This window comes from Amycolatopsis sp. NPDC104587 (assembly GCF_055583645.1).
In genome coordinates, this window is record NZ_JBVJNO010000020.1 from 65944 (window position 1) to 88907 (window position 22964).

At 71.6% G+C, this 22964-nt stretch carries 18 protein-coding genes; 16 read left to right on the forward strand and 2 right to left on the reverse strand.

The annotated features are described in order from the left end of the window. Nucleotides 1-40 precede the first annotated feature (40 nt). From lanKC to ACZ61C_RS43040, 4 genes are all read left to right on the forward strand, one after another. A complete protein-coding gene (gene lanKC, locus ACZ61C_RS43025; RefSeq protein ID WP_465313732.1) occupies nt 41-2605 on the forward strand; it encodes a class III lanthionine synthetase LanKC in 2565 nt (854 codons plus the stop codon). 38 nt (nt 2606-2643) lie between these two features. After that, nucleotides 2644-2787: a SapB/AmfS family lanthipeptide gene (locus tag ACZ61C_RS43030; protein ID WP_155548626.1), complete on the forward strand. Its 144-nt coding sequence runs from the start codon at nt 2644-2646 to the stop codon at nt 2785-2787. 129 nt (nt 2788-2916) lie between these two features. Then, nucleotides 2917-4584, forward strand: coding sequence for an ABC transporter ATP-binding protein (locus ACZ61C_RS43035; RefSeq protein WP_465313733.1), 1668 nt, complete (start codon nt 2917-2919; stop codon nt 4582-4584). Beyond that, nucleotides 4581-6398 carry an ATP-binding cassette domain-containing protein gene (locus ACZ61C_RS43040; protein ID WP_465313734.1) on the forward strand — a complete coding sequence of 606 codons (1818 nt, stop codon included), beginning with the start codon at nt 4581-4583 and terminating at the stop codon, nt 6396-6398. The genes ACZ61C_RS43035 and ACZ61C_RS43040 overlap by 4 nt, the downstream gene beginning before the upstream one ends. 529 nt (nt 6399-6927) lie before the next feature. On the opposite strand, the gene ACZ61C_RS43045 is transcribed toward ACZ61C_RS43040, so the two are convergent. Both ACZ61C_RS43045 and ACZ61C_RS43050 read right to left on the reverse strand, forming a co-directional pair. After that, nucleotides 6928-7338, reverse strand: a complete 411-nt coding sequence (locus tag ACZ61C_RS43045) for an acyl-CoA thioesterase (RefSeq protein WP_465313735.1) — start codon at nt 7336-7338, stop codon at nt 6928-6930. Then, nucleotides 7335-8615 (reverse strand): hydroxyacid-oxoacid transhydrogenase, encoded by a 1281-nt coding sequence (locus ACZ61C_RS43050; protein ID WP_465313736.1) that lies wholly within the window; start codon nt 8613-8615, stop codon nt 7335-7337. The genes ACZ61C_RS43045 and ACZ61C_RS43050 overlap by 4 nt, the downstream gene beginning before the upstream one ends. Before the next feature lie 134 nt (nt 8616-8749). Between ACZ61C_RS43050 and ACZ61C_RS43055 the strand changes: the two genes are divergently transcribed. The 12 genes from ACZ61C_RS43055 (at nt 8750) to ACZ61C_RS43110 (ending at nt 22949) form a co-directional block, all read left to right on the forward strand. Next, nucleotides 8750-10408 (forward strand): thiamine pyrophosphate-binding protein, encoded by a 1659-nt coding sequence (locus ACZ61C_RS43055; RefSeq protein WP_465313821.1) that lies wholly within the window; start codon nt 8750-8752, stop codon nt 10406-10408. Nucleotides 10409-11004: 596 nt separating this feature from the next. After that, nucleotides 11005-11208 carry a cold-shock protein gene (locus ACZ61C_RS43060; protein WP_086855961.1) on the forward strand — a complete coding sequence of 68 codons (204 nt, stop codon included), beginning with the start codon at nt 11005-11007 and terminating at the stop codon, nt 11206-11208. A 64-nt stretch (nt 11209-11272) separates the two neighbouring features. Then, on the forward strand, nt 11273-11497 hold the full coding sequence (locus ACZ61C_RS43065) for a heavy-metal-associated domain-containing protein (protein ID WP_465313737.1): 225 nt from the start codon (nt 11273-11275) through the stop codon (nt 11495-11497). Between the two features lie 236 nt (nt 11498-11733). Continuing rightward, on the forward strand, nt 11734-12768 hold the full coding sequence (locus tag ACZ61C_RS43070) for an ATP-NAD kinase family protein (RefSeq protein ID WP_465313738.1): 1035 nt from the start codon (nt 11734-11736) through the stop codon (nt 12766-12768). Then, nucleotides 12765-13676 (forward strand): thiamine pyrophosphate-dependent dehydrogenase E1 component subunit alpha, encoded by a 912-nt coding sequence (locus ACZ61C_RS43075; protein WP_465313739.1) that lies wholly within the window; start codon nt 12765-12767, stop codon nt 13674-13676. The genes ACZ61C_RS43070 and ACZ61C_RS43075 overlap by 4 nt, the downstream gene beginning before the upstream one ends. 12 nt (nt 13677-13688) lie before the next feature. Beyond that, complete coding sequence (locus ACZ61C_RS43080; RefSeq protein WP_465313740.1) at nt 13689-14681, forward strand: alpha-ketoacid dehydrogenase subunit beta; 993 nt, start codon at nt 13689-13691, stop codon at nt 14679-14681. A 25-nt stretch (nt 14682-14706) separates the two neighbouring features. Next, entirely contained in the window at nt 14707-15969 is a 1263-nt protein-coding gene (locus ACZ61C_RS43085; protein WP_465313741.1) for a GAF domain-containing protein, read from the forward strand. A 26-nt stretch (nt 15970-15995) separates the two neighbouring features. Then, on the forward strand, nt 15996-17123 hold the full coding sequence (locus ACZ61C_RS43090; RefSeq protein ID WP_465313742.1) for a sensor histidine kinase: 1128 nt from the start codon (nt 15996-15998) through the stop codon (nt 17121-17123). Next, nucleotides 17120-17752 carry a response regulator transcription factor gene (locus ACZ61C_RS43095; RefSeq protein ID WP_465313743.1) on the forward strand — a complete coding sequence of 211 codons (633 nt, stop codon included), beginning with the start codon at nt 17120-17122 and terminating at the stop codon, nt 17750-17752. Before ACZ61C_RS43090 ends, ACZ61C_RS43095 begins: the two co-directional genes overlap by 4 nt. A 94-nt stretch (nt 17753-17846) precedes the next feature. After that, nucleotides 17847-19265: a hypothetical protein gene (locus ACZ61C_RS43100; protein ID WP_465313744.1), complete on the forward strand. Its 1419-nt coding sequence runs from the start codon at nt 17847-17849 to the stop codon at nt 19263-19265. Beyond that, nucleotides 19262-20233 (forward strand): glutamate ABC transporter substrate-binding protein, encoded by a 972-nt coding sequence (locus ACZ61C_RS43105; RefSeq protein WP_465313745.1) that lies wholly within the window; start codon nt 19262-19264, stop codon nt 20231-20233. The genes ACZ61C_RS43100 and ACZ61C_RS43105 overlap by 4 nt, the downstream gene beginning before the upstream one ends. A gap of 52 nt (nt 20234-20285) precedes the next feature. Further along, nucleotides 20286-22949, forward strand: a complete 2664-nt coding sequence (locus ACZ61C_RS43110) for a serine/threonine-protein kinase (protein WP_465313746.1) — start codon at nt 20286-20288, stop codon at nt 22947-22949. Nucleotides 22950-22964: the final 15 nt, after the last annotated feature.

Genomic DNA, 22964 nt, shown 5'->3' on the forward strand with positions numbered 1-22964 from the left:
CCGAGGCGCGCCGGGGGATCGCACCGGAGGGGTATCTCGGATGGACCTGCGCTACGAAGCTTTTTGCTTCGCCGACCCGTTGTTCTACGACGAACAACAGGAAACCGGCGCGCTGGTCGACGATTACGCCACCGCGCTGCCGGCGCCGGAGACCGGCTGGGTCACCGCCGACCGCGGCGTCTGGCGGGTGCTGCACCCCGAGGGCCGCGAACTTCCCGGCCAAGGCTGGAAAATCCACGTTTCCGCTGGTCTGGACAACGCCCGCCGCGTGCTCGTGCAGGTGCACGAGTATTGTCTCGAGTACCGCGTCGCCTACAAGCACCTGCGCTCGCCGCTCATCCTGCTCGCCCGGAACTCGAAATACGCACCCCGCGACGGCAGCGGGAAACTGATCACGATTTATCCGGCGAATGAAGACGAGCTCAAGTGTGTGCTGGACGACCTGTCGGTTCGCCTTGAAGGCGAGCACGGCGCCTATATCCTGAGCGACTTGCGCTACGGTGACGGCCCCCTGTACGTGCGCTACGGCGGATTCGCCGAGCAGTGGGTCGAACACGACGGCAACCGCGTCCTGGCAATCCGCAAGCCGGACGGACAGCTGGTACCGGACAAGCGGGAACCGACGTTCTCCGTCCCCGAATGGGTGAAAATTCCGGCCTGTTTGCGCAGCAGCATCGCAGCGCGCAAGGCTGGTGACCCGAGCCAGTTCCCCTACCGGGTGACGAGCTCCCTGCACTTCTCGAACGGCGGCGGCGTCTACCTCGCCGACCCGAAGGCAGGCGGCGACCAGGTCGTGCTCAAGGAGGCCCGGCCCCACGCCGGCCTGGACCGCGCCCAGATCGACGCCGTCGCCCGGCTGCGCCGCGAGCACGAGGTGCTCGACGCGCTGGCCGGCGTCCCCGGCGTGCCCCGCGCCCTCGAGCACTTCACCGTCTGGGAACACCACTACCTCGCCATGGAGTACATGCCCGGCACGTCGCTCGGCAACTGGCTGGCCCGCAACTACCCGCTGACCAGGCGCGACACGACCGAAGCCGACCTGACCGCCTACGCCGCCCGCGCGCTGGCCGTGCTCGCGAAGGTCGAGGAGACGATCGAGGAAATCCACGCACGTGGCTTCGTCTTCGGTGACCTGCACGCGCTGAACATCCTGATCGACGAGGACGACGAGAGCCGCGTCTCGCTGATCGACTTCGAGATGGCCGCGACCCTCGAGTCCGGTGAGCGGCCCGCGCTCGGCGCGCCGGGCTTCCGGGCACCGGCCGACCGGACCGGCTTCGAGATCGACGAGCACGCTCTCGCGGCGCTGCGGTTGTGGATGTTCCTGCCGCTGTCCGCGCTGCTGGAGCTGGCGCCGGCGAAGCTGCGAGGCATCGCCGACTTCGTCGAGCGCCGGTTCGGCCTGCCGGAGGGGTACGCCGACGCCGCAGTCGCGGTGCTGGCTTCGCGTGAGGCGACCGCGGAGCCGGCACCGGTTCACACGGAGCTCGACCAGGAGAAACCGGACTGGCCGCTGGTCCGCAAGCAGATCGCCGAGGCGATCCTGGCCAGCGCGACCCCCGAGCGCCAGGACCGGCTGTTCCCCGGCGACATCGAGCAGTTCCGGGTCGGCGGCGCCTGCTTCGGCGTCGGCGCCGCGGGCGTGCTGCACGCCCTCGACGTCACCGGCGCCGGCCGGTTCCCCGAGCACGAGCGCTGGCTGATCGACTCGGTCCGCCGTGAACCGCCGACCCGGCCCGGGTTCTACGACGGCAGCTACGGCATCGCGTACGTGCTGGAGAACCTCGGTCACCACGACGAGGCGAGCCGGCTGCTGACGTCGTCGGCGCGGCTCGTCGAACAGACCACCGACCACGGGCTGGAGGGCGGGCTGGCCGGCATCGGACTGACCCAGCTGCACTTCGCCGCGGCCCGGCAGGACAACGAGTTCGGCCGGCAGGCGCTCTCCACCGCCGTCCGACTGGCCGAGGCGCTCGAGACCGCCGCGCCGCCGGGGAAGTTCGCCCGGGCGGGCCTGCTGTCCGGCTGGTCCGGTCCGGCGCTGCTGTTCATCCGACTCTTCGAAGGCACTGGCGAGCCCGCGTGGCTGGCCTTCGCCGACCAGGCGCTGCGTCGCGACCTCGAGGAATGCGTGCTCGCCGACGACGCGTCCCTGCAGGTCCGCGACGGCGCGACGCGCACTCTCCCGTACGCCGCGATCGGCAGCGCGGGGATCCTCTTGGTCGCCGAGCAGCTGGCTCGCCACCGCCCGGACGCCGTCGCCTGCGAAAGCCTGCCCGAGCTGCGTCAGTCGTGCCGCGGCGAGTTCGTGATCCACCCAGGCCTGCTCTACGGCCGGCTCGGGCTCGCGGTCGCCCTCGGCATGGGCGCCGAACCCGAGCAGCGCGTCCGCGAAGCGATCGACCTGCACCTGGCTCGGCTGGCCTGGTACGCGGTGCCGTTCCGCGGCGGGCTCGCCTTCCCCGGCAACCAGCTGCTGCGGCTGTCGATGGACGTCACCACCGGCGGCGCGGGGATCCTCCTCGCACTCGCCGCCCTCCTGGACGGCAAGGAGGTGCTGCCCTTCCTGGGCAGCACGCCGTCCCCACACACCTCCGGTCGCTGACGACCGGCGGACACGAGAAAACCGAGGAAAGGAACACCATGGAACTCGTTCTGGAGCTGCAGGCCCTGGAGACCCCCGAGGTGCTCAACGGCGGTCACGGCGGCGGGGGCGGCGCGCCGTCGAACCTGAGCCTGCTGGCCTCCTGCACCAACAGCACCCTCTCGCTGCTGACCTGCCACTGACCTGGCAAGTCCGCCGGCAAGTAGTGCCTAGGTGAACAGTGCGGGAGCGGCACAGGCCAAGTGCGCCGCTCCCGCACGTTCATTCTGGCCCCGGAACCGCCTCGGCGGTACCTCGTCCGAAGGAGTGAGATGCGCGGCTCCGCCGATCGGCTGCTGGCCCGGGTGGCCGGCCTCGATCGACCGAGGCTCGCCGCGATCATCGTCACGGCCCTGGTCGCCACCGCGGCCGGGCTGCTCCTGCCCAGTGCGCTCGCTGCCGCGGTCGACGCCGTTGTCGCCGGCCGCCCCAGCTGGCCCGAAGTCTCCTGGCTCCTGATCGTCGGCGGCGCGGAAATCGTCGCCGACGTCGTCGGGGGAATCCTCACCACCCGCGTGACAGCGACCGCGTCGGCCTGGCTGCGCCGCACGCTGACCGACAAGCTTTTCGGCCTGGGCGCCCGATCCCGTTTCGCCGAGGGTGACGCGATCAGCCGCCTCACCGGTGACTGCGTCGGTGCCGGCGGCATCGTCACGATCGTCGTCCAGTGCGGCTCGATGCTGGTCATCTCCTCCGGCGCCGTAGTGCTGCTCGCCTTGCTGGACTGGCGGCTCGCGCTCGTGTTCCTCGGCAGCATCCCGTTCGCGTTGCTGCTCGCGCGAAGCCACCTCCGGAACACCGCCGACGACGTCCTTGCCTACCAACGGGTCTCCGGCGAACTCGCGGCCGGCATGGTCGACGCCGTCGCCGGCCTCCGGACTATCGCCGCGTCCGGCACCGCGGACCGCGAAGCCGAACGCGTGCTGCGCCCGCTCCCGAAGCTGGCCTTGGCCGGGATGGGCATCTGGCGCACCCAGGCCCGCATGGTCTGGCGGGCCGGCCTGCTGACGCCGGCGGTCGAGCTCGCCGTGCTGGCCGCGGCCGGGTTCGGCGTGCTCGCCGGCCGGCTCAGCGTCGGCGACGTTATCGCTGTGCTCGGCTACGTCGCGCTCGGCCTCGGGCTGGTCACCCAGATTCCGCTGCTCACGACGCTGTCGCGGGCGCGCGGCTGCGCCGAACGGCTCGTCGAGGTCCTCGACGAGCCCGCCCCCGTGCCCGGCAAGCTCCCGCTCCTGCCTGGCAACGGCACTCTCGACGTCCGTCACGTCGGCGTGACCGGCGCGCTCGCTGAGATCGACCTGCGCGTCGACGGCGGCACCTTCCTCGCGGTTGTCGGCCGCTCGGGCGCGGGCAAGTCGGCGCTGGCCGGCGTGCTCGGCGGGCTGGTTCTGCCCGACGAGGGCCAGGTCGTGCTCGACGGCCGCCCGCTGCACCGGATCCGCCCTGAGGAGCTGCGCGCGGTCGTCGGTTATGCCTTCGAGCGGCCCGCGCTGCTCGGCACCACCGTCGCCGACGCGGTCGGCTACGGCTCCTGGGCGGGCGAGTCCGCGGTCCGCAGCGCTTGCCGGACGGCGCAGGTCGACGAGGTTGTCGTCCGGCTGCCCGAGGGCTACCGCACGCCGCTGACCGAGACGCCCCTTTCCGGCGGCGAGGCCCAGCGCCTCGGACTGGCCCGCGCGATCGTGCACAACCCGCGCGTCCTGATCTTCGACGACGCCACGGCCAGCCTCGACACGGTCACCGAGGCAGCCGTCGAGCGCGCGTTGGACGGCGTGCTGCCCGGCCGGACGCGTGTCGTCGTGACTCACCGCGCGGGCACAGCGGCTCGCGCGGACCTGGTGGTCTGGCTCGAGGAAGGCCGGATCCGCGCAGTGGCCCCGCACGCCGCGCTTTGGCAGGAACCGGGCTACCGGGGCGTCTTCACGGAGGACGACGAGTGAGCCTGCGCCGGTTGTACTGGTCCGCACTCGCCGGTCAATGGCGTGGCGGTGTTGTGCTGCTCGTCTGTTCCGTGCTCGAAGGACTCCCCGCTTTCTTCTCGGGACGGCTGGTCGAGCTGTCCGTGGACCGTGGTTTTTCGGTCGGCAACCCGGCGGCCGGCCTCGGCTGGCTGGCGCTGTTCGGGCTGGCGGCCGTGCTCGGTGCGTTCGGCTCGCGGATGGTGTGGCACCAGCTCGGCAAGGTGGTCGAACCCCTGCGCGACGCGCTCGTGACAGCCGTCGTCCGAGGTGTCCTGCACGACGACTCCCCGCCGCGCAACCAACCGGACTCCAGCGGGGTCGCCCGGATCACCCAGCACGTCGAGGTGGTCCGCGACGCGACCGCCGGCCTGCTGGTGCAGGCGCGCGGCATGCTGGTGACGACGGCCTCCGCGCTTGCCGGGCTCGTGACCGTCGCCGGTGCGCTGGTGGTGCCGGTCGCCGTGCCGGTGGTCGCTTCGTTGATTGTGTTCGCCTTCCTCCTTCCCTCGCTGGCCCGGCGCCAGCGCGCGCTGGCGCTGGCCGACGAGCACACGGCCGCGACAGCCGGCGGATCTCTGGCCGGGATGCGCGACATCGTGGCCTGCGGCGCCGAGCCGATCGCCTCGCTGGCGATGTACGACGCGGTCGACGCCCAGGCGGTGGCTGCGATCCGCGTGGCGCGATCGAGCGCCCTCCGGTCCCTGGTGATCTCGCTCGGCGGGTTCGTCCCGTTGCTGCTCGCGCTGGCTCTGGCGCCGGGGCTGGTGGCCCGCGGAGAGCTGACCGCGGGCGCCGCTCTCGGCGCGCTGGTCTACCTGGCCACGACGATGCAGCCGGCCCTGCGTGGGCTCGCGGCCACGGCCGGCACCGTCGTCCTGCGGCTGCTGGTCGCCCTCCGCCGGCTCGCGGAGACGGCCGAGCTGCCCACCACTCACGAGGGCACGGCGACCCCGCGCGGCACCGACATCCGGGTCCACGGCCTGACGTTCGGCTGGGGCGCGACGGCCGAACCCGTGGTCCGCGGTCTGGACGTGGGGTTGCGGCCGGGGGAGCACCTCGCCGTCGTTGGGCCGAGCGGGATCGGCAAATCGACACTGGCCGGCTTGCTGACCGGGATGCTCACGCCGCAGGAGGGCCGGGTGCTGCTGGGCGGCGTCCCGGTCCGAGACGTGCCCGCCGCACTTCGGCACGAGCTCGTGGCGCTGATCCCGCAGGAGGCGTACGTCTTCGCGGGAACCGTGCGGGACAATGTCGGTCTCTTTGCGCCGTCAGCCCCGGACGAGGCACTCGTGGCCGCCGCGGATGCAGTGGGCGCTGGAGCGCTGCTGAGGCGCCTGGGCGGCCTCGACGCCGAGATCGGTCACGGCGGCGAAGGCATCTCCGCAGGCGAAGCGCAGCTGCTCGCGCTAGCGAGGGTGCACGCCAGTTCGGCGAAGTTCGTGATCCTCGACGAGGCGACCTCCCATCTCGACCCGGTGTCGGAAGCTCGCGCGGAGCGGGCCTTCGCCGCTCGGGGTGGTGTTCTGGTGGTGATCGCGCACCGGCTTTCGTCCGCCCTGCGCGCGAACCGTGTCCTCGTCATGGACGGCCGGGAGACCGCAGTGGGCAGCCACGCCGACCTGATGGCGGGCTCGGCGCGTTATGCGGAGCTCATGCAGGCCTGGGCGACACCGGCGGCTCGGAAAGGAGCCACCGGTGCCACCGGGCCAGCGAGCGGCGGGCCGGCTGGTACCACCGGACCGCCAACGGGCGGTGCGGTCGCGATCGTCGCCGGGGCGCCTTCCGGCGACTGACCGCGAGCACCGTCGCTTCGTCCTGTGGACGATGGTCCTCCCGGCCGTGGGCGGGGCGCCTTCCGCGAACGGCCGGGCGACCATCGTTCAGCTCTCTGCGCCAGTGGGTGTTCCTTCCCCGCGGGCGGGGCGCCTGCCGGCAACAAGGTCGGTCACCACTGTCGACCGCATGAAGCAGTGGGTTCGCGGCCGCCGACGCATGGCGGACCCGTTACCACTGCCGGGCTTCCTGCTCACTCGGTCCGCCGCAGACGCCGATCGACGCCTAGGCCGCCCTCCGCGCTGCGTGCGGATCCGGGTGAGCCGATTGCCCATCCACTGTGGACTTTTGCACTGTATCGCCGTGGACGGCCCGCGAAAGGGGGTGATCCAAATCTGTGGACAACACGCCGATGTGCACGGCCCCTGTGGACAACTCAGGCTGATCGCCGCGTTCTGTCGGTGCCGTCGTGCATGATCGGAATCGCGGGAAGAACACGGCTCGGAACCGGCACCGTCAAGTAAGGAGGTGACCCGCCGGCGGTGCAGGTCAACCGGGCCGCAGTGCTTCCAGCGCCTCGCGCAGCTTGCCGGAGAGCGGTGTCGGCCGGCGGGACTCGCGGTCGACGAAGACGTGCACGAAGTGCCCTTCGGCGACCAGGGACTCGTCGGCGGCGTACATGCCGATCTCGTAGCGCACGCTGGACTTCCCGAGGTGCGCCACACGCAGTCCCACCCGCAGCGAACCAGGAAAGGACACCGATGAGTGATACCCGCAGTGCGACTCGACGCACAGCCCGATCACCTCCCCGGTCTCGATGTCGAGGCCGCCCTGCTCGATGAGCCACGTGTTGATCACGGTGTCCATCAGCGAGTAGTGCACCACGTTGTTGACGTGGCCGTAGACGTCGTTGTCCTTCCAGCGCAACGGAACCGTCTGCCAGTGCGGGTACCCGTTCACCGCAGCGACACCGAGTCGCGGAGGATTGCGGAAAGGTCCTCCGTGGACGCCTCTCGGGGCGCGGTGGCCAGCAACCGCTGCTGCTTCAGGGTTCCTTCGACCAGGGAGTCCACATCGGACTCCTGGTAGCCGACGGCGCCGATGCCGTCCGGGATGCCGATCTGGCGCATCAGGTCGATCAGCACCGCGGGCAGGTGGTCGGCGAAGTCGCCGGGCCACTCGAAGTCGGGCGCCAGCAGGCGCGCGACGCGCAGGTGGCGGTCCGGCGCGGCGTCGAAGGTGAAGCGGAACGCGGCGGGCGCGGTCAGCGAGACGGCCATGCCGTGCGGCACCATGGGCTCTTCGTCCGTGTAGCCGTCCGGGTGGAAATCCCTGACCTGCCCGGCGATCGGGTACGCGTTGGCGTGCGGGATGTGCACACCGGCGTTGCCGAACCCGAGTCCGGCGAACGTCGCGGCGAGGGCCATGGCTTCGCGGGCCTTGAGGTCGGAGCCGTCGCGCACCGCGGCGGGGAGGGCCCACGACAGGAGCCGCAGCGACTGCTCGGCGAACATGTCGGCCAACGGGTTCGCGCCGCAGTACGGCACGCGTTGCTCCGGGCGCTTGCGCTCGAACTCGGTGTACGGCTTGGCGGTGTAGCTCTCCGCGGCGTGGCAGAGGATGTCCATGCCACTCGCGGCGGTCACGCCGGCGGGCTGGCTCACGGTGAGCCGGGGGTCGACGACCGCGAGGGTTGGGCGCAGCCGCAGGTGGCTGATCCCGCTCTTGACGCGCAGGGACAGCACGTCCAGCACGCAGACCGTGGTGCTCTCCGAGCCGGTGCCGGTGGTGGTGGGGACCGCGACCAGCGGCTTCAGTGGGCGGCTTGGCGCGCGGCCGCCGCCGACGGGGGCGTTGACGTAGTCCATCAACTCGCCGTCGTTGCTGGTGAGCAGGTTCGCCGCCTTGGCGGTGTCGATGGCCGACCCGCCGCCGACGGCGACGAACGCGTCGTATGGGCCGGTGCCGCGGGCGAAGTCAACCGCCTTCTGCATGCTGACATCGGTGGGCTCTACGTGTACACCGTCGAAGATCTCGGTCTCGATGCCGTAACCCGTGATGCCGTCGGCGATGCGGCGGGGCCAGCCGGTCGCGGCCACGCGCGGGTCGGTCACGACCAGCACGCGGCGGGCGCCGAACTGCGTGAGGTCGTAGCCGATCTCGTCGCTGGCTCCCGTGCCGTACTTCAACCCCGGTGCGCCATAAGTAAAAACTGTTTCACGTTCGGTCGCGGTCAAGCCTGCGTCCTCGCTCCCTTGATCGGCTGACAGTCGGTCAAAGCGGACATTCGGTCCATCCTTGCCGGGTTTCGGCGAAGATCACTTGACTGCACTGAACGGTGCCCGCCTAAGCTCTCCTCATTAGATACCAACTGGGAGCGACCGTCGCCCAGACGGCCGTGCGGATCCTGACCGAGGCGCGTGTCCGCCGCGTGTACGCGGTGGTCGGTGAGTCCTTCCTGGAAGTGCTCGACGCCCTGCAGCGCGAGCGGGAGATCACCCTGGTCTCGGCGCGCCACGACGCGGGCGCGGCGTTCATGGCGGAGGCGGAGGGCAAGCTCACCGAGCGGCCCGCCGTACTGCTCGCCAGCCGGGGGCCGAGCGCGGCGAGCCTGGCGATCGGCGTCCAGACGGCCTACCAGGACGAAACGCCGATGGTCGTGCTGCTGGAGACGCCGGCGACCGAGCCGATGGCGTCGTCCTCCGGTGAGCTGCCGACCGCGGACCTGACGGCCATGTTCGAGTCGATCGCCAAGTCGACCCTGCGGGTGACCGACCCGGACGGCCTGCCGGGGTTGCTGGCGCACGCGCTGACGACGTCACAGGAGGGACGGCCGGGGCCGGTCGTGCTCGGCGTGCCCTGCGACATCTGGGGCATGCCCTACGACGCGGCGAAGCCGATGGCGCGGGTGCGGCCGCCGGCGTCCGGGACGCTGGGCCGTTCGGCTGATGCCGTGGCGCAGCTGGTGGACGAGGCGAAGTACCCCGTGGTCATCGTCGGCGGGCGGGCGCGGTCGGCGCGGGACGAGCTGATCGCGGTCGCCGACGAGCTCGCGCTGCCCGTCTACAACGCCTTCCGGCGGCAGGACTCCTTCCCGGAGAACCACGCTCGCTACGCCGGGCACCTCGGGCTCGGCATCCCCGCCCGGCAGCTGGACGCCCTGGAACGGGCGGACCTCGTGCTCGCGCTCGGCACCCAGCTCGACGAGGTGACGACGCAGGCCTACCGCTACCCGACCGCCCAGCAGACGCTGGTCATGGTGGGGACGGGCATCGAAGTCAGCCCGCGGCGGCGGGGGCTGACCTTCCGCGTCGACTCCGAAGTGGAGCCGTTCCTGCGGGAGCTGCGGGAGGTCGCGTCGCCGCGGACGCGGCGGGCCTCGGCGGCGAACGCGGCCGTCCACACCTTCATGACGCCGCCCGACACGAGCGGGAACACGCGTGTCCACCCAGTGGACGTCGTGCGGGCGCTGCGGAAGCTGGCGCCCGAGGACACCATCGTCACCAGTGATGCCGGCAACTTCGCCCAGTTCATGCACCGGTACTGGTGCTTCACGGCGCCGCGCAGCCAGCTCGGGCCGAGCAACGCCGCCATGGGGTACGCCGTTCCGGCGGCCGTCGCGGCGAAACTGGCCGAACCGCGGCGGACCGTGGTAGCCATGGTGGGAGACGCCGGGACGCTGATGACCGGCCAGGAGATCGAAACGGCCGTCCGGTACCGGGCGCCGGTGATGGTGGTGGTGTTCCAGAACGGCGTTCACGGGGCGCTCGCGATGCACCAGGCGCGCACGCAGGGCCGGCTGTCCGGGGTTTCCATCCCGTTGACCGACTTCGCTTCGTGGGCGCGTGGGCTCGGCGCGGCCGGGTACACGGTGGACGATCGTGAAGAGCTCGAGCCGATCATCGCCAGCGCGCTGGTGCGGCAGCGGCCGTGCGTCATCGACGTGCGCACCGACCCCGATGTCGTGACCCCGGACGTGCGGCTTTCGGCCCTGCTCGGTCAAGCGCGCCCGCAACCTCCCGCCCAGTAAAGGGTTTGGCGGCCGACACGGGCGGAAAACGCCGGGAATGTCGTGTGGTAGCACGGCCTTGGCTCAGGTAGCCTGACGGTGTTCCGGTGGTGGTTCGCCGCTGAACCTTTCCCGGCCGGGTCCCGGCGGGAGACAACCGGTTTCTGTCGGTGCCGCATGGCACCATCACGGTCATGACCCGCGCCGAAGCGGGCAGGGAACGAGGGGAGTTTCGACGTGACCGATCACCAGCACGTATCCGACTCAACGCGGAAGTCCTCGGGCGTCGTACCGGTGCTTTTCAGTGCCAGCGCGGAGGCGCACGACGACGCCGTCGTCGCGGCCGAACGCGACACGACCTGGCGTTCGCCGTTCACCACGGAGGGGCTGCGCCCGGCGAGTGGCGAATAGCTCACCCCGCTTGGGTGAAGACCGCTTGTCCGCCCAGGTCAAGGTGTGCTTTACTGCTGTCGGTCTCGATTTTTGTGTTCGTGTTGAGTCACGCTCGCAGAATTCAGCGGGCGTAGTGTCTCCTCGCCGAGGAAGCAAACCGTCCTGGTGGTGACCCGGGACGCCGAAGTGGCTTCCTGTTTTGTTGTTACACATGGAGATTTTTGATGACTCAGGGCACTGTGAAGTGGTTCAACTCCGAGAAGGGGTTCGGCTTCATCACCCCCGACAACGGTGGCGGCGACGTCTTCGTTCACTACAGCGAGATCCAGGGTAGCGGCTTCAAGAGCCTCGAGGAGAACGCTCGCGTCGAGTTCGAGATCGGCCAGGGCCAGAAGGGCCCGCAGGCCACGTCGGTCACCGTGATCTGACTTTGATCTTGAAAAAGGGCCGTCACCCGTTCGGGGTGGCGGCCCTTTTCGTAAGCTCCGCTGCATGATCGAGCACGGCTACACCGTCTCCGGGATGAGCTGCGGGCACTGCGCCCAGTCCGTCACCGAGGAAATCACCGCGGTGCCCGGAGTGACCGAAGTGGACATCGACGTCGCGGCCGGCCGGGTGGTCGTGCGCGCCGAAACCGCGTTGGCGGAAGACGATGTCCGCGCTGCGGTCGAAGAGGCGGGCTACGCCTTCGAAGGCGCCGTCGACCTCGTCTCGTAGCCGGCTGCCGGGGCTCGGCCCCGGTTGGTTCTTCTCCGGCCGTGCGGTGTTCGTCTCCAGGATGGACAGTCCACTGGAGATCAACCGCGCCCCTGTGATCTTCGACGCTCTCGGCGCGCGCCCACCGCGATGACCTCGTACGGCGCTGTGTGCCGGTGAGTGCAACGCCCTGCAACCCTTCCCTTCGCGGCCGTCCGCGGAGTCTCCTGTCCTCCGGTGAAGTATCGGGAGGTCAGGTGGGAGAAACGGTGGCGGGGATCGTCGCGAATCCGGCTTCGGGGCGGGACATCCGCCGGCTGGTCGCGCAGGCGTCGGTGTTCCCCACCGCGGAGAAGGCGAACATGGTCCAGCGGCTGCTGGCGGCGTTCGCCGTGACCGGGCTCGACCGCGCCCTCGTCTCGACCGATCTCGGCGGGATCTCCGCCGCGGTCCTGCGCGCCCTGGGCCGGGGCGGCACCTGGCCGAAGGTCGACTTCTGCGAAGACGACCCCATCACCGGCACCGCGGCCGACACGACCAACGCGGTGCGCCGGATGGTCGACGCGGGCGCCGGCGTCATCGTGGTCCTCGGCGGGGACGGGACCGCCCGGGTCGCCGCCGCGGCCTGCGAAGACGTGCCGATCCTCGCTCTCTCGACCGGGACCAACAACGCCTTCCCGCAGATGCGGGAGGCGACCGTCGCCGGGCTGGCCGCCGGGCTGATCGCCACCGGGCAGGTCGACCCCGACCTCGTCACCCACCGGGTCAGCGTGCTCGAGGTCGTCACCAAAGCCCGCCGCGAGATCGCGCTCGTCGACGTCTGTGTGTCGCTGAGCAGGCACATCGGGGCTCGGGCGCTGTGGGACCCGGCGTCGCTCACCGAGCTGTACTGCACCTTCGCCGAGCCGGACGGCATCGGCCTCTCCAGCGTGCCCGGCCAGCTCTGCCCGAGCCCGCGGTCGAGCCCGGACGGCGTCGCGCTGCAGCTCGGGCCGGTCGGGGAGACGCCGTACGTCGTGCAGGCGCCGATCGCGCCCGGGCTGGTGCGGCCCGTGGGGGTGCGCGGGTGGGGTGTTCTCAAACCCGGGGTGCGGGTCGAGCTGGCCGCGGCCGGCGGCGTCATCGCGCTCGACGGGGAACGCGAACTCGAGCTGAAGACGGGGGAGAGCGCGTTCGTCGAGCTCAAGCCGGACGGGCCGTGGTGCGTCGACGTCCGGGCGGCGATGGCGGAAGCGGCGAGGAAAGGGCTGTTGCGCACGGAAACCGATCAAGGGAAGGAGCGTCGAAGATGACGGACACCCTGCGGGAGGCGTATCGCGTGATGCGGACCATCCGGGCCTTCGAAGAGCGCGTGCGCGAAGAGTTCGCGACCGGCGAAATCCCGGGGTTCGTGCACCTGTACTCCGGTGAGGAGGCCTCGGCCGCCGGTGTCTGCCTCCACCTCGACGACCGGGACACGATCGCCGGCAGCCACCGCGGCCACGGCCACTGCATCGCCAAGGTTGTCGACGTGAAAGGCATGATGGCCGAGGTCTACGGCCGCCGGACCGGGTCCTGCCACGGCAAGGGCGGCTCGAGGCACATCGCCGACCTCGCGAAGGGGATGCTCGGCGCGAACGGCATCGCCGGCGGGGGCCCACCGCTCATCTGCGGCACCGCGCTCGCCGCGAAACAGCAGAACACCGGCGGTGTCGGGGTCGCCTTCTTCAGCGACGGCGCCGGCAACCAGGGGACGACGCTGGAGGCGCTGAACCTCGCGTCCGTCTGGAACCTGCCCGCGATCTTCGTCGCGGAGAACAACGGTTACGCCGAAGCGACGTCGAGCTCCTGGTCCGTCGCGTCGGACAACATTGCCGACCGGGCCGCCGGCTTTGGCGTGCCCGGGGTGATCGTCGACGGGTTCGACTTCTTCGCCGTGCACGAGGCCGCGGGCGAAGCCGTCCAACGCGCCCGCGAAGGCGGCGGCCCGACGCTGATCGAGGTCAAGTTCACCCGCTGCTCCGGGCACTTCGAAGGGGACCTCGACTGCCTCAAGCGGTTCCGGGACCAGGTCACCGACAGCGGTGACCTGCCCGGACCGGTCCTCGACGACCTCGACGCCGAAATCGCGAAGCTGATCGAAGACGCCGTCACCGAGGCGAAAGCTGCGCCGAAACCGACGAAGGAAGACCTCGAGACCGATGTCTACCTGACTTACTGAGAAGGGCGCGTCGTGGCCAGGACGATCAGCTATCGCGAGGCCGTCAACGAGGCGCTCGCGCAGGAGATGGCCCGGGACGAGTCGGTCATCGTGCTGGTCGAGGACAACGCGGACAGACCCGGGGATGGTGTCCTCGGCGTCACGAAAGGCCTGGTCGACCGGTTCCCCGGGCGGGTGCTCGACACGCCGGTCTCGGAGTCGGCGTTCGTCGGCGCGGCGATCGGCGCCGCGACGCGGGGACAGCGGCCCGTCGCCGTGCTGATGTTCATCGACTTCATGGGCGTCTGCTTCGACCAGATCTTCAACCAGGCGGCCAAGTTCCGGTACATGTTCGGCGGCAACGCGCGCACGCCGGTCGTGATCCGCACGAGGTACGGCGCCGGGCTGCGGGCCGCGGCGCAGCATTCGCAGTGCCTGTACCCGATCTTCACGCACGTCCCCGGGCTGAAGGTCGTGGTGCCGTCGAGCCCGTACGAGGCAAAAGGCCTGCTGGTCAAGTCGATCCGGGACGACGACCCGGTGATCTTCTGCGAGCACAAGGCGCTCTACGACACCAGCGGCGAGGTGCCCGAGGACAGCTACACGATCCCGTTCGGCGAGGCGAACGTCGTCCGCGAGGGCCATGACGTCACGATCGTCGCCTTCGGACGCATGGTCGCGGTCGCCGAAACAGCGGCTGACGAGCTGGCCTGCGCCGGGATCGAGGCCGAGGTCATCGACCCGCGCACCACCAGCCCGCTCGACACCGAAACGATCCTGGAGAGCGTCGAGAACACCGGACGGCTGGTCGTGGTCGACGAGGCGTCGCCCCGCTGCAACCTCGCCACGGACATCTCCGCGCTCGTCGTTCTCGGACGCGCTCGAGGACCTCTACATCCCGGACTCGCAGAAGGTCCTCAACGCGGCGAAGTCGGTTGTGGAGTACCGGCGATGACCAGGCGCATCGACACCGCCCAACCGTGCTTGCCACCACCTTCCGATCACCGAACCGAAAAGGCAGACTGAGGAGGCGGAGCGCAAGGAGCGGCGGTTGGGGCAGCAGAACCTCGAGGCAGCGTTGCCGGCCGGGGCGGACCCTCGGCGGTACGCGCGCGTCCTCACGCAGGTGCACGAGGCAGCGCTCGCCGGGAAAACCCTGCCCACGCGCCCGCGCGCGGTGATCGGCGCGTCCTGGGAGCGGATGCGCCGCCTCGGCCTGGACCCGGACAGCCGCGCCGCCGCGCCCGTCCTGAGCTTCGAAGAGCTGGAGACGCGCCGCCGGACCAGCCGGCTGGCCGAGGCGCTGCCGACCCTGCGCGGCGGCCTGATCAGCCTCGCCGAACAGGCTTCGCACATCATGGTGATCGTCGACGCCGGTGGCACCGTGCTCTGGCGCGACGGCAGCGCCGCGGTCCGCCGCCGCGCCGACGGGCTCGGGTTCGTCGAAGGCGCTGACTGGCAGGAAGAAGCCGTCGGCACCAACGCGATCGGCACCGCCCTGGTCACCCGCCGCCCGGTGCAGGTCTACTCCGCCGAGCACTACGTCCGCGCCCAGCACTCCTGGACGTGCGCCGCCGCGCCGCTGCACGACCCGCGTGACGGCTCGCTGCTCGGCATCGTCGACCTCTCCGGCCCGGCCTCGACCGTGCACGCGACGACGTTGGCGCTGGTCGACGCCGTGACGCGGCTCGCCGAGGCGCAGCTGCGCACCGCCCACCTCAGCGAGCTGGAACGGCTGCGGGGCTTCGCCGTCCCGATGCTCGCGAAGGTCGGCGGGCAGGCCGTTGTGGCCGACGACCACGGCTGGGTCGCGGCCGCCGCCGGGCTCGCGCCGATCGACCGGGTCGCGTTGCCCGCCGACCTCGCCCCGGGCGGGGTCTGGCTGCCGGCGTACGGCAACTGCGCGGTCGAGCCGGTGCCCGGCGGCTGGCTCATCCGGGTCGTCGAGCACGGGGCCGCCCCGGCCACCCGGGTCGTCCTCGACGTCCGTTCGCCGCGCCGGCCCGAGCTGACCGTCGCCGGCGCGTCCGGGACGTGGACGCACCGGCTCAGCCCGCGCCACGCCGAGATGCTGTACGTGCTGGCCAGCTGGCGTGACGGCCGCTCGGCGTCCGAGCTGGCGCTCGACCTGTTCGGCGACCCCGGCCGCACGGTCACCGTCCGCGCCGAGATGTCCCGGCTGCGGCGCCACTTCGGCGGCATCCTCGGCGCGAAGCCGTACCGGTTCGCCGACGACGTCGAGGTGCTGGTCCGGCGGCCGCCGGACCCCGAAGCGGTGCTGCCGCACTCGCTCGCCCCGGCCATCCGCGGCTGAGCCGCCCGCGCGGGGAAGATGGGGGTGTGCCGAAACGTCCCGCGCTGCCGGACACCATCGCGCCGAGCTGGCTCGTCGTGCAGCTGCTCGGCACGCTCTTCTTCGCCGCGACGCTGCTGACGGCGCACGAGCCGGACCCGCGGATCTGGACGTGTTACGGCGTCGCGAGCGTGTGCTGGTTCGGGTTCGTCGTGTTCGCGTCGCGGGCGCCGAAGACCGCGGCCGTGCTGCTGGCCGTGGCAGGCACGCTGCCGGCGGTGATCGTCGGCTGGGCGGGGGACTCCTCGGCGATCGTGCTGTCCGTCATCGCGCTCGGCCGGCTCGCGACGCTCACCTCGGTCGGGGTCGCCGCGATCCTCGGGACCGGCCTGCTCGACATCGTGCTCGCGGCCGGTTCGCACCTGGTCGCCGGGCAGTCCCTCGCCGACGCGTTCTCCGACGCCGGCGTGATGCTGCTGCTCGTGCTGGTCGGGCTCAACCGGCGCCAGTACGAGGTCCAGGCGCTGCAGGCCGAGGCGCTGCTCGAACAGACCCGCGTCGCGCAGGCCGAGCACGCGCGGGCCGCCGCGCTCGACGAACGCACGAGGATCGCCCGCGAACTGCACGACGTCCTGGCGCATTCCCTGGGAGCACTGGGGGTCCAGCTCGAACTCGCCGAAGCGCTGCTCGAAGAACGGTCCGATGTGGACGGTGCGCTCAGGTCCGTCCGGCGGTCGCGCCGGCTCGCCGCCGACGGGCTCGTCGAAGCGCGCAACGCCGTCACCGCGCTGCGCCGGGACGTCCTGCCCCTCGCCGACGCGCTCGCCGCGACCGCCGCCACGCACGCCCGTGACCACCGCGTCGCCGTGTCCTTCGACGCGGACGGCGAACCCCGGCCGCTGCCGTCCGCGGTGGTCGTCGCGCTGGTCGGCATCGCGCGCGAAGCGCTGACGAACGCCGGAAAACACGCGCCGGGCCAAGAAGTCCGGATGCGGCTGACCTACGAACCGGACGCCGTCCGGTTCGACGTTCGCAACAAGCTGGGCGAATTCACTCGGACAGGTGAAGGTTTCGGCCTGGCCGGGATGCGCGAGCGGCTCGCCCTCGCCGGTGGCACGCTGAGTTCGGGGCCGGAAGACGGCTATTGGCGCGTGCTCGCGGAGGTGCGGAGTTGATCAGGGTGGTCGTGGCCGACGACCAGCAGTCGGTGCGCGAAGGGCTCGTCGCGCTGCTCGGCCTGCTCGACGACGTCGACGTCGTCGCCTCGGCCGGCAATGGCCGCGAAGCCGTCGACGTCCTCACCGCCTGCCCCGCCGACGTCGTGCTGATGGACCTGCGCATGCCCGAGCTCGACGGCGTCGCCGCGACCCGGCTGATCCGGCGCGACCACCCCGGCACCGCCGTCGTCGTCCTCACGACGTACGCCGACGACGCCTCGATCGCGGACGCGCTGCGCGCCGGCGCCCGCGGTTACCTGACGAAGAACTCCGGACGCGCCGAAATCGCCGCCGCGCTCCGGTCCGCGGCGGCCGGGCAGGCGATCTTCACCGCCGAGGTCTCCGACCGGCTCGTCGCCGCGCTCGGAACCTGGTCCGCGTCCGACGAGAAGCCGCCGGACGGCCTGACAGCCCGCGAAGCCGAAGTCCTCACGCTCGTCGCGCGCGGCCTGACCAACCCGGAGATCGCCACCGAGCTCTACATCGGCGAAGCCACGGTCAAAACGCACATCAACAACACCTTCGCGAAGATCGGCGCCCGGCACCGCGCGGAGGCCGTCAGGTACGCGTTGACGCACCGCCTCTGAGATCACGTGCTGATGACGGCGGGCGGTGCCGGTGGCTGCGCGCACGGCGACTCGGCTACCTTCTGCGAGTACAGCTTTCGGGGAGGAATCGGGGATGACCAGCACTGCGACGGCCCCGGGTCCCACGGCGCCCGCGCCGGGACCCCCGCCGTCGCCACCGGAAGGCCGCGACCGCGCCGGGGGCCGCAGCGGCTTGCTGGGCCTGCTGGACCTGCCGGGGCAGGGGGTGCGCGCGATCGTCCGGTCCGCCGCGACCACCCCCGGCCGGCTCACCGTGATCGCCGTCGGGCTGGTGCTGCTGGCCCTGGTCGCCGGGCTGGTCGCGACGCTGTCGGTGCAGGACCGCGACAACACGATCAGCGGGGTCATCGACCACCGCGAGCCCCTCGCCGCCGCTTCGCAGCAGGTCTACCGCTCACTCTCCGACGCCGACGCGACCGCCGCGAGCGCGTTCCTTTCGATCGGCACCGAACCACCCGAACTCCGCCAGCGCTACGAGCGTGACATCGCCGAAGCGGGCGCCGCGCTCGCGAAGGCGGCTTCGGACGCTTCGGACGTCGCCGACGCGGCCGGTCCGGTCGACGTGCTGAACCAGCAGCTGCCCGTCTACACCGGGCTCGTCGAGACGGCGCGCGCGAACAACCGCCTCGGCTACCCGGTCGGCGCGTCGTACCTGCGCGAGGCGTCCGAGCTGATGCGCGCGAAGATCCTTCCCGCCGCGCAGGACCTCTACCGCGTCGACACCGCGCGGCTCGTCGAAGAGCAGGACAGCGCCACCGGATTCCCGTGGCTCGCCACGATCCTGATGGTCGCGCTGCTCGCCGCGCTCGTCGTCGCGCAGGTCTACCTGACCCGCCGCACCAACCGGTTGCTCAACGTCGGGCTCGTCGTCGCGACGGCGGCCGTCGTGGTGTCGCTGCTGTGGGGCGCGGTCGCGCTGATCTTCCAGGGCGCGCTCGTCGGCAGCGGGCAGGACGACGGATCGCACCGCGTCGACGTCCTGGTCCGCGCGCGGATCGCCGCGCTGCAGGCCCGCGCCGACGAAACGCTCACCCTGGTCGCCCGCGGTGACGGCGCGGCGTACGAGCGGGACTTCGGCACCAACGCGGCCCAGCTGCTGGGCCCCGACGGCCAGGCCGGCCTGCTCGGCGAGGCCCGCGGGCTGATCACCGACGGCGAAGGCGCCGCGAAGGTCGCCGACGCGACGAAGGCCGCGAACGACTGGCTGAAGGCCCACGCGCAGGTGCGCGCCCAGGACAACGGCGGGCTGTACCAGGAAGCCGTCGACGCCGCCGTGCTGGAGAGCAAGGACGGCGGCTCGGCGCCGGCGTTCCGGCGGCTCGACGACAGCCTCCAGGCCGCGATCGACGTCGGTCGGCAGCAGTTCCTCGACGACACCCACAACGGCGACCGCGCGCTGACGTTCCTCGCGCCCGGCCTCGCCGTGCTGGCCATCGTCGCCGCGGCGGGTGTCACCATGGGGGTCCGGGAGCGACTGAGGGAGTACCGGTGAGCAGGCGGGGGAACACGGTCCGGGCGGGCGTGCTGGCGCTCGTCGCGCTGCTGGCGGCGTCCTGCGGCAGTCCCGGGCAGCCGGTCGACCCGGCGCCGGTGAGCAACGCCGCCTGGCCGCAGCCCGCGCACGTCGCCGGGCCGGACGCGAGCGCCGGCGGGGGCACCGACACCAGCTGCAACCCGCTGGCCAGCCTGTCGCCGAGCAGCACGAACGTCCCCGACAGCTCGACCATGGGCGAGATCAAGCGCCGCGGGAAGCTGATCGCCGGGGTCGACCAGACCACCTTCCTCTTCGGCTTCCGCAACCCCACCACGGGCAACCTCGAGGGCTTCGACATCGACATGGTGAACCAGATCGCGCGCGCGATCTTCGGCTCACCGGACGGCCACGTGCAGTTCCGCGCGATCACCTCGGGCCAGCGCGAGGAAGTCCTCCAGAAGCACCAGGTCGACATCGTGGTCCGGACCTTCAGCATCACCTGCTCGCGGAAGAAGAACGTGCAGTTCTCGTCCGTCTACTACAAGGCGGGGCAGCGGATCCTGGTCACCAAGGAGTCCAACGTCACCAAGCTGGCCGACCTGAGCGGCAAGAAGGTGTGCGCGGCGAAGAAGTCGACCTCCGCGGCGAAGATCGCGACGGACCCCGCGAAGCCGGTGGCGGTCTCGGTGGACAACTGGTCGGACTGCCTGGTGATGCTCCAGCAGGGCCAGGTCGACGCCGTGTCGACCGACGACACGATCCTCGCCGGCATGGCCGCGCAGGACCCGGCGCTGCAGGTCGTCGGCGACCAGTTCAGCGAGGAGAACTACGGCATCGGCGTGCCGAAGGACAACGAGGACATGGTCCGCTTCGTCAACGCCGTGCTCGAAAACGTCCGCACCGGTGGCGCGTGGCAGGACAGCTACCGCAAGTGGGTGGAGCCCTCGCTGGGCCCGGCGTCCCCGCCGTCGGCGCAGTACCAGTGAGCCGGACGCGACTAGGATCGATCTCCGCACGCCGGGGATCTGGGAGGTAGCAGTGTCGGAGGAGCCGCGCCGTCCTCGGCACGCCGCGCCGGACGACGAGCCGCAGGTGGCCACGCCCAGCTGGCAGCCGCCACCGCCGGTGCGGTGGGAGACCCCGGAGCCGTCGATCTCCGGCCGCCTCGACGACGCCGAGCCGGGCCAGGAGACCGTCTTCCACGCGCCCGTGCGCCGCCCGCCGACCCCGCCGCGCGGCCAGCAGGCGCCCCCGCGCGGGCCGGTCCCGGGCGCCGACGACCCGACCCGCCCGCCGGGCAGCTTCCAGCCCGTCGCGCCGCCCACACAGGCCGTGCAGCCGCCGACACAGGCCGTCCGCCCGGACCCGAACGCGCCGCAGCCGACGAGCGTGCTCGCCGCGCCCGCGCCGGAGACCCAGAGCATCATGCCGCCGGCGCACCGGCCGGAGACCGGCCCGGGCCTGCCGCTGCCGGACCCCGGCACCGAAAGCGTGCTGCCCGAGCGCCCCAGCGAAGGCCGGCACACCGGCACCGGGACGGGCACGGGCAGCGGGAGCGGTTCGGGCTCCGGGCCCGGCGCGTTCCCCGGCACTTCGCGGCGGACGTCGTCACGCAGCACGCGCTCGCGGCGCGGCCGGCTCGGCGCCGGGCTGGTCGACGTCCCGCCGGTCCCCGCGCGCGACCCCGCGTCGGCGGTGCTGGCGAACCCGATGGTGTCGGAGGAAAAGCGCTTCTGCAGCAAGTGTTCCGCCAAGGTCGGCCGGAGCACGGACGGGAAACCCGGTGCGGCGGAAGGGAAGTGCGACAACTGCGGCACGTCGTTCTCGTTCCTGCCCAAGCTGCAGCCGCACGAGCTGGTCGGCGGCCAGTACGAAGTGCTCGGCGCGCTCGCCTACGGCGGGCTCGGCTGGATCTACCTGGCGCAGGACCACAACGTCAGCGACCGCTGGGTCGTCCTCAAAGGACTGATCGACTCCGGTGACCCGACGGCGCTGGCCGCCGCGGCCAACGAACAGCGGTTCCTGGCCGAGGTCGAGCACCCCAACATCGTCAAGATCCACAACTTCGTGCAGCACCCGGACCGCCAGAGCGAGACGACCGTCGGCTACATCGTGATGGAGTACGTCGGCGGCCAGTCGCTGCGGCAGCTGGCCCTCGCGCACCACCGCGAAAGCCGCCGTCCCGAGCCGCTGCCGATCGGCCAGGTCATCGCCTACGGGCTGGAGATCCTGCCCGCCATGGGCTACCTGCACAGCCAGGGCATGCTCTACTGCGACCTCAAGCCGGACAACGTGATCCAGACCAACGAGCAGCTGAAGCTGATCGACCTGGGCGCCGTCCGCCGGCTCGACGACTACGAAAGCCCGCTGTTCTTCACCACCGGGTACAGCGCGCCGGAACTGGCGACCCAGGGCGCCTCGGTCGCGTCGGACCTGTTCACCGTCGGGCGCACGCTCGCCGTGCTGAGCTTCGAGTTCACCGGCTACACCACCAAGTTCAAGACGACCCTGCCCAGCCCGGACGCGGTCCCGCTGTTCGCGCTGTTCGGCTCCTACTACCGGTTCCTGCGCCGCGCGACGCACACCGACCCCGACCGCCGGTTCCTCTCCGCGGAGGAGATGTCCGACCAGCTCACCGGCGTGCTGCGCGAGATCATGGCGCTCGGCACCGGCAAGCCGCGGCCCGGCGCGTCCACGGTGTTCGGCCCGGAGAGCCGCACGTTCGGCGTCCAGCTCGTGGTGCCGGAGGCCGGTGCCAGCGTGCCGTTGCCCGGGGCGGCCGAGGTGGTCGCCGGCCTGCCGATCCCGCAGGTCGACACCGACGACCCGGCGGCGGGCGTGCTCGCCACCACCACCGCGCTCGACCCGCGCGGCGCCATCGAAGCCCTCGCCGGCGCGCCGCGGGAGTCGATCGAGGTGCGGCTGCGGATCGTGCGCGCCCGGATCGAGCTGGGCGAGCTGTCCGAAGCGCAGCGGCAGCTGCAGGCGGCGCAGTACCTGGCCATCAAGAACGGCTTCCCGCACGACTGGCGGATCGACTGGTACCGCGGCCTGATCGAGCTGGCCGGCGGCCGCTCCCGCGTCGCGCACGTCGCGTTCGAAGCCGTGTACGACGACCTGCCGGGCGAAGTCGCGCCGAAGCTGGCGCTGGCGATCAGCGCCGAAGGCGTCGGCGACTACTTCGCCGCCGCGCGGTTCTACGAGCTGGTCTGGCGGACCGACCGGAACTACGTCAGCGCCGCCTTCGGCCTCGCCCGCGTCTACCTCGCGCAGGGCGCGCGGGCGAGCGCGGTCGAGGTGCTCGAGACCGTGCCGCCGTCCTCGACGCACTACGTCGACGCCCAGGTCGCGGCCATCAAGATCAAGACGACGGCCACCAAGGCGAACGGCCGGGAGACCCCGGTCACCGAGCACGACCTGCTCGACGCGTCGGCCCGGCTCGAACGGCTCCGCCTGGACGTCGAGCGTCAGACCCGGCTCAGCGCCGGAGTGCTCGAAGCCGCGTACGAGTGGCTTCGCGGGCCCAAGCAGAGCGCCCCGACGCAGGGCGCGCGCGTGCTGGGGTGCTCACTCGAGGAGCGTGAGCTGCGGTTCGGGCTGGAGCGGTGCTACCGCGCCCTGGCGCGGCTGGCGGCGACGATCGAGCAGCGCGTCGAGCTGGTGGACCGCGCGAACGCGATCCGGCCGCGCACGCTCACGTGAGCGTGCGCGGGCACG

What these genes read in the sequence shown, in the direction of transcription:
- ACZ61C_RS43060 (WP_086855961.1), top strand. Translation starts at nt 11,005, where the DNA reads ATGACTCAGGGCACTGTGAAGTGGTTCAACTCCGAGAAGGGGTTCGGC.
- ACZ61C_RS43075 (WP_465313739.1), top strand. Translation starts at nt 12,765, where the DNA reads ATGACGGACACCCTGCGGGAGGCGTATCGCGTGATGCGGACCATCCGG.
- ACZ61C_RS43065 (WP_465313737.1), top strand. Translation starts at nt 11,273, where the DNA reads ATGATCGAGCACGGCTACACCGTCTCCGGGATGAGCTGCGGGCACTGC.
- lanKC (WP_465313732.1), top strand. Translation starts at nt 41, where the DNA reads ATGGACCTGCGCTACGAAGCTTTTTGCTTCGCCGACCCGTTGTTCTAC.
- ACZ61C_RS43100 (WP_465313744.1), top strand. Translation starts at nt 17,847, where the DNA reads ATGACCAGCACTGCGACGGCCCCGGGTCCCACGGCGCCCGCGCCGGGA.
- ACZ61C_RS43035 (WP_465313733.1), top strand. Translation starts at nt 2,917, where the DNA reads ATGCGCGGCTCCGCCGATCGGCTGCTGGCCCGGGTGGCCGGCCTCGAT.
- ACZ61C_RS43030 (WP_155548626.1), top strand. Translation starts at nt 2,644, where the DNA reads ATGGAACTCGTTCTGGAGCTGCAGGCCCTGGAGACCCCCGAGGTGCTC.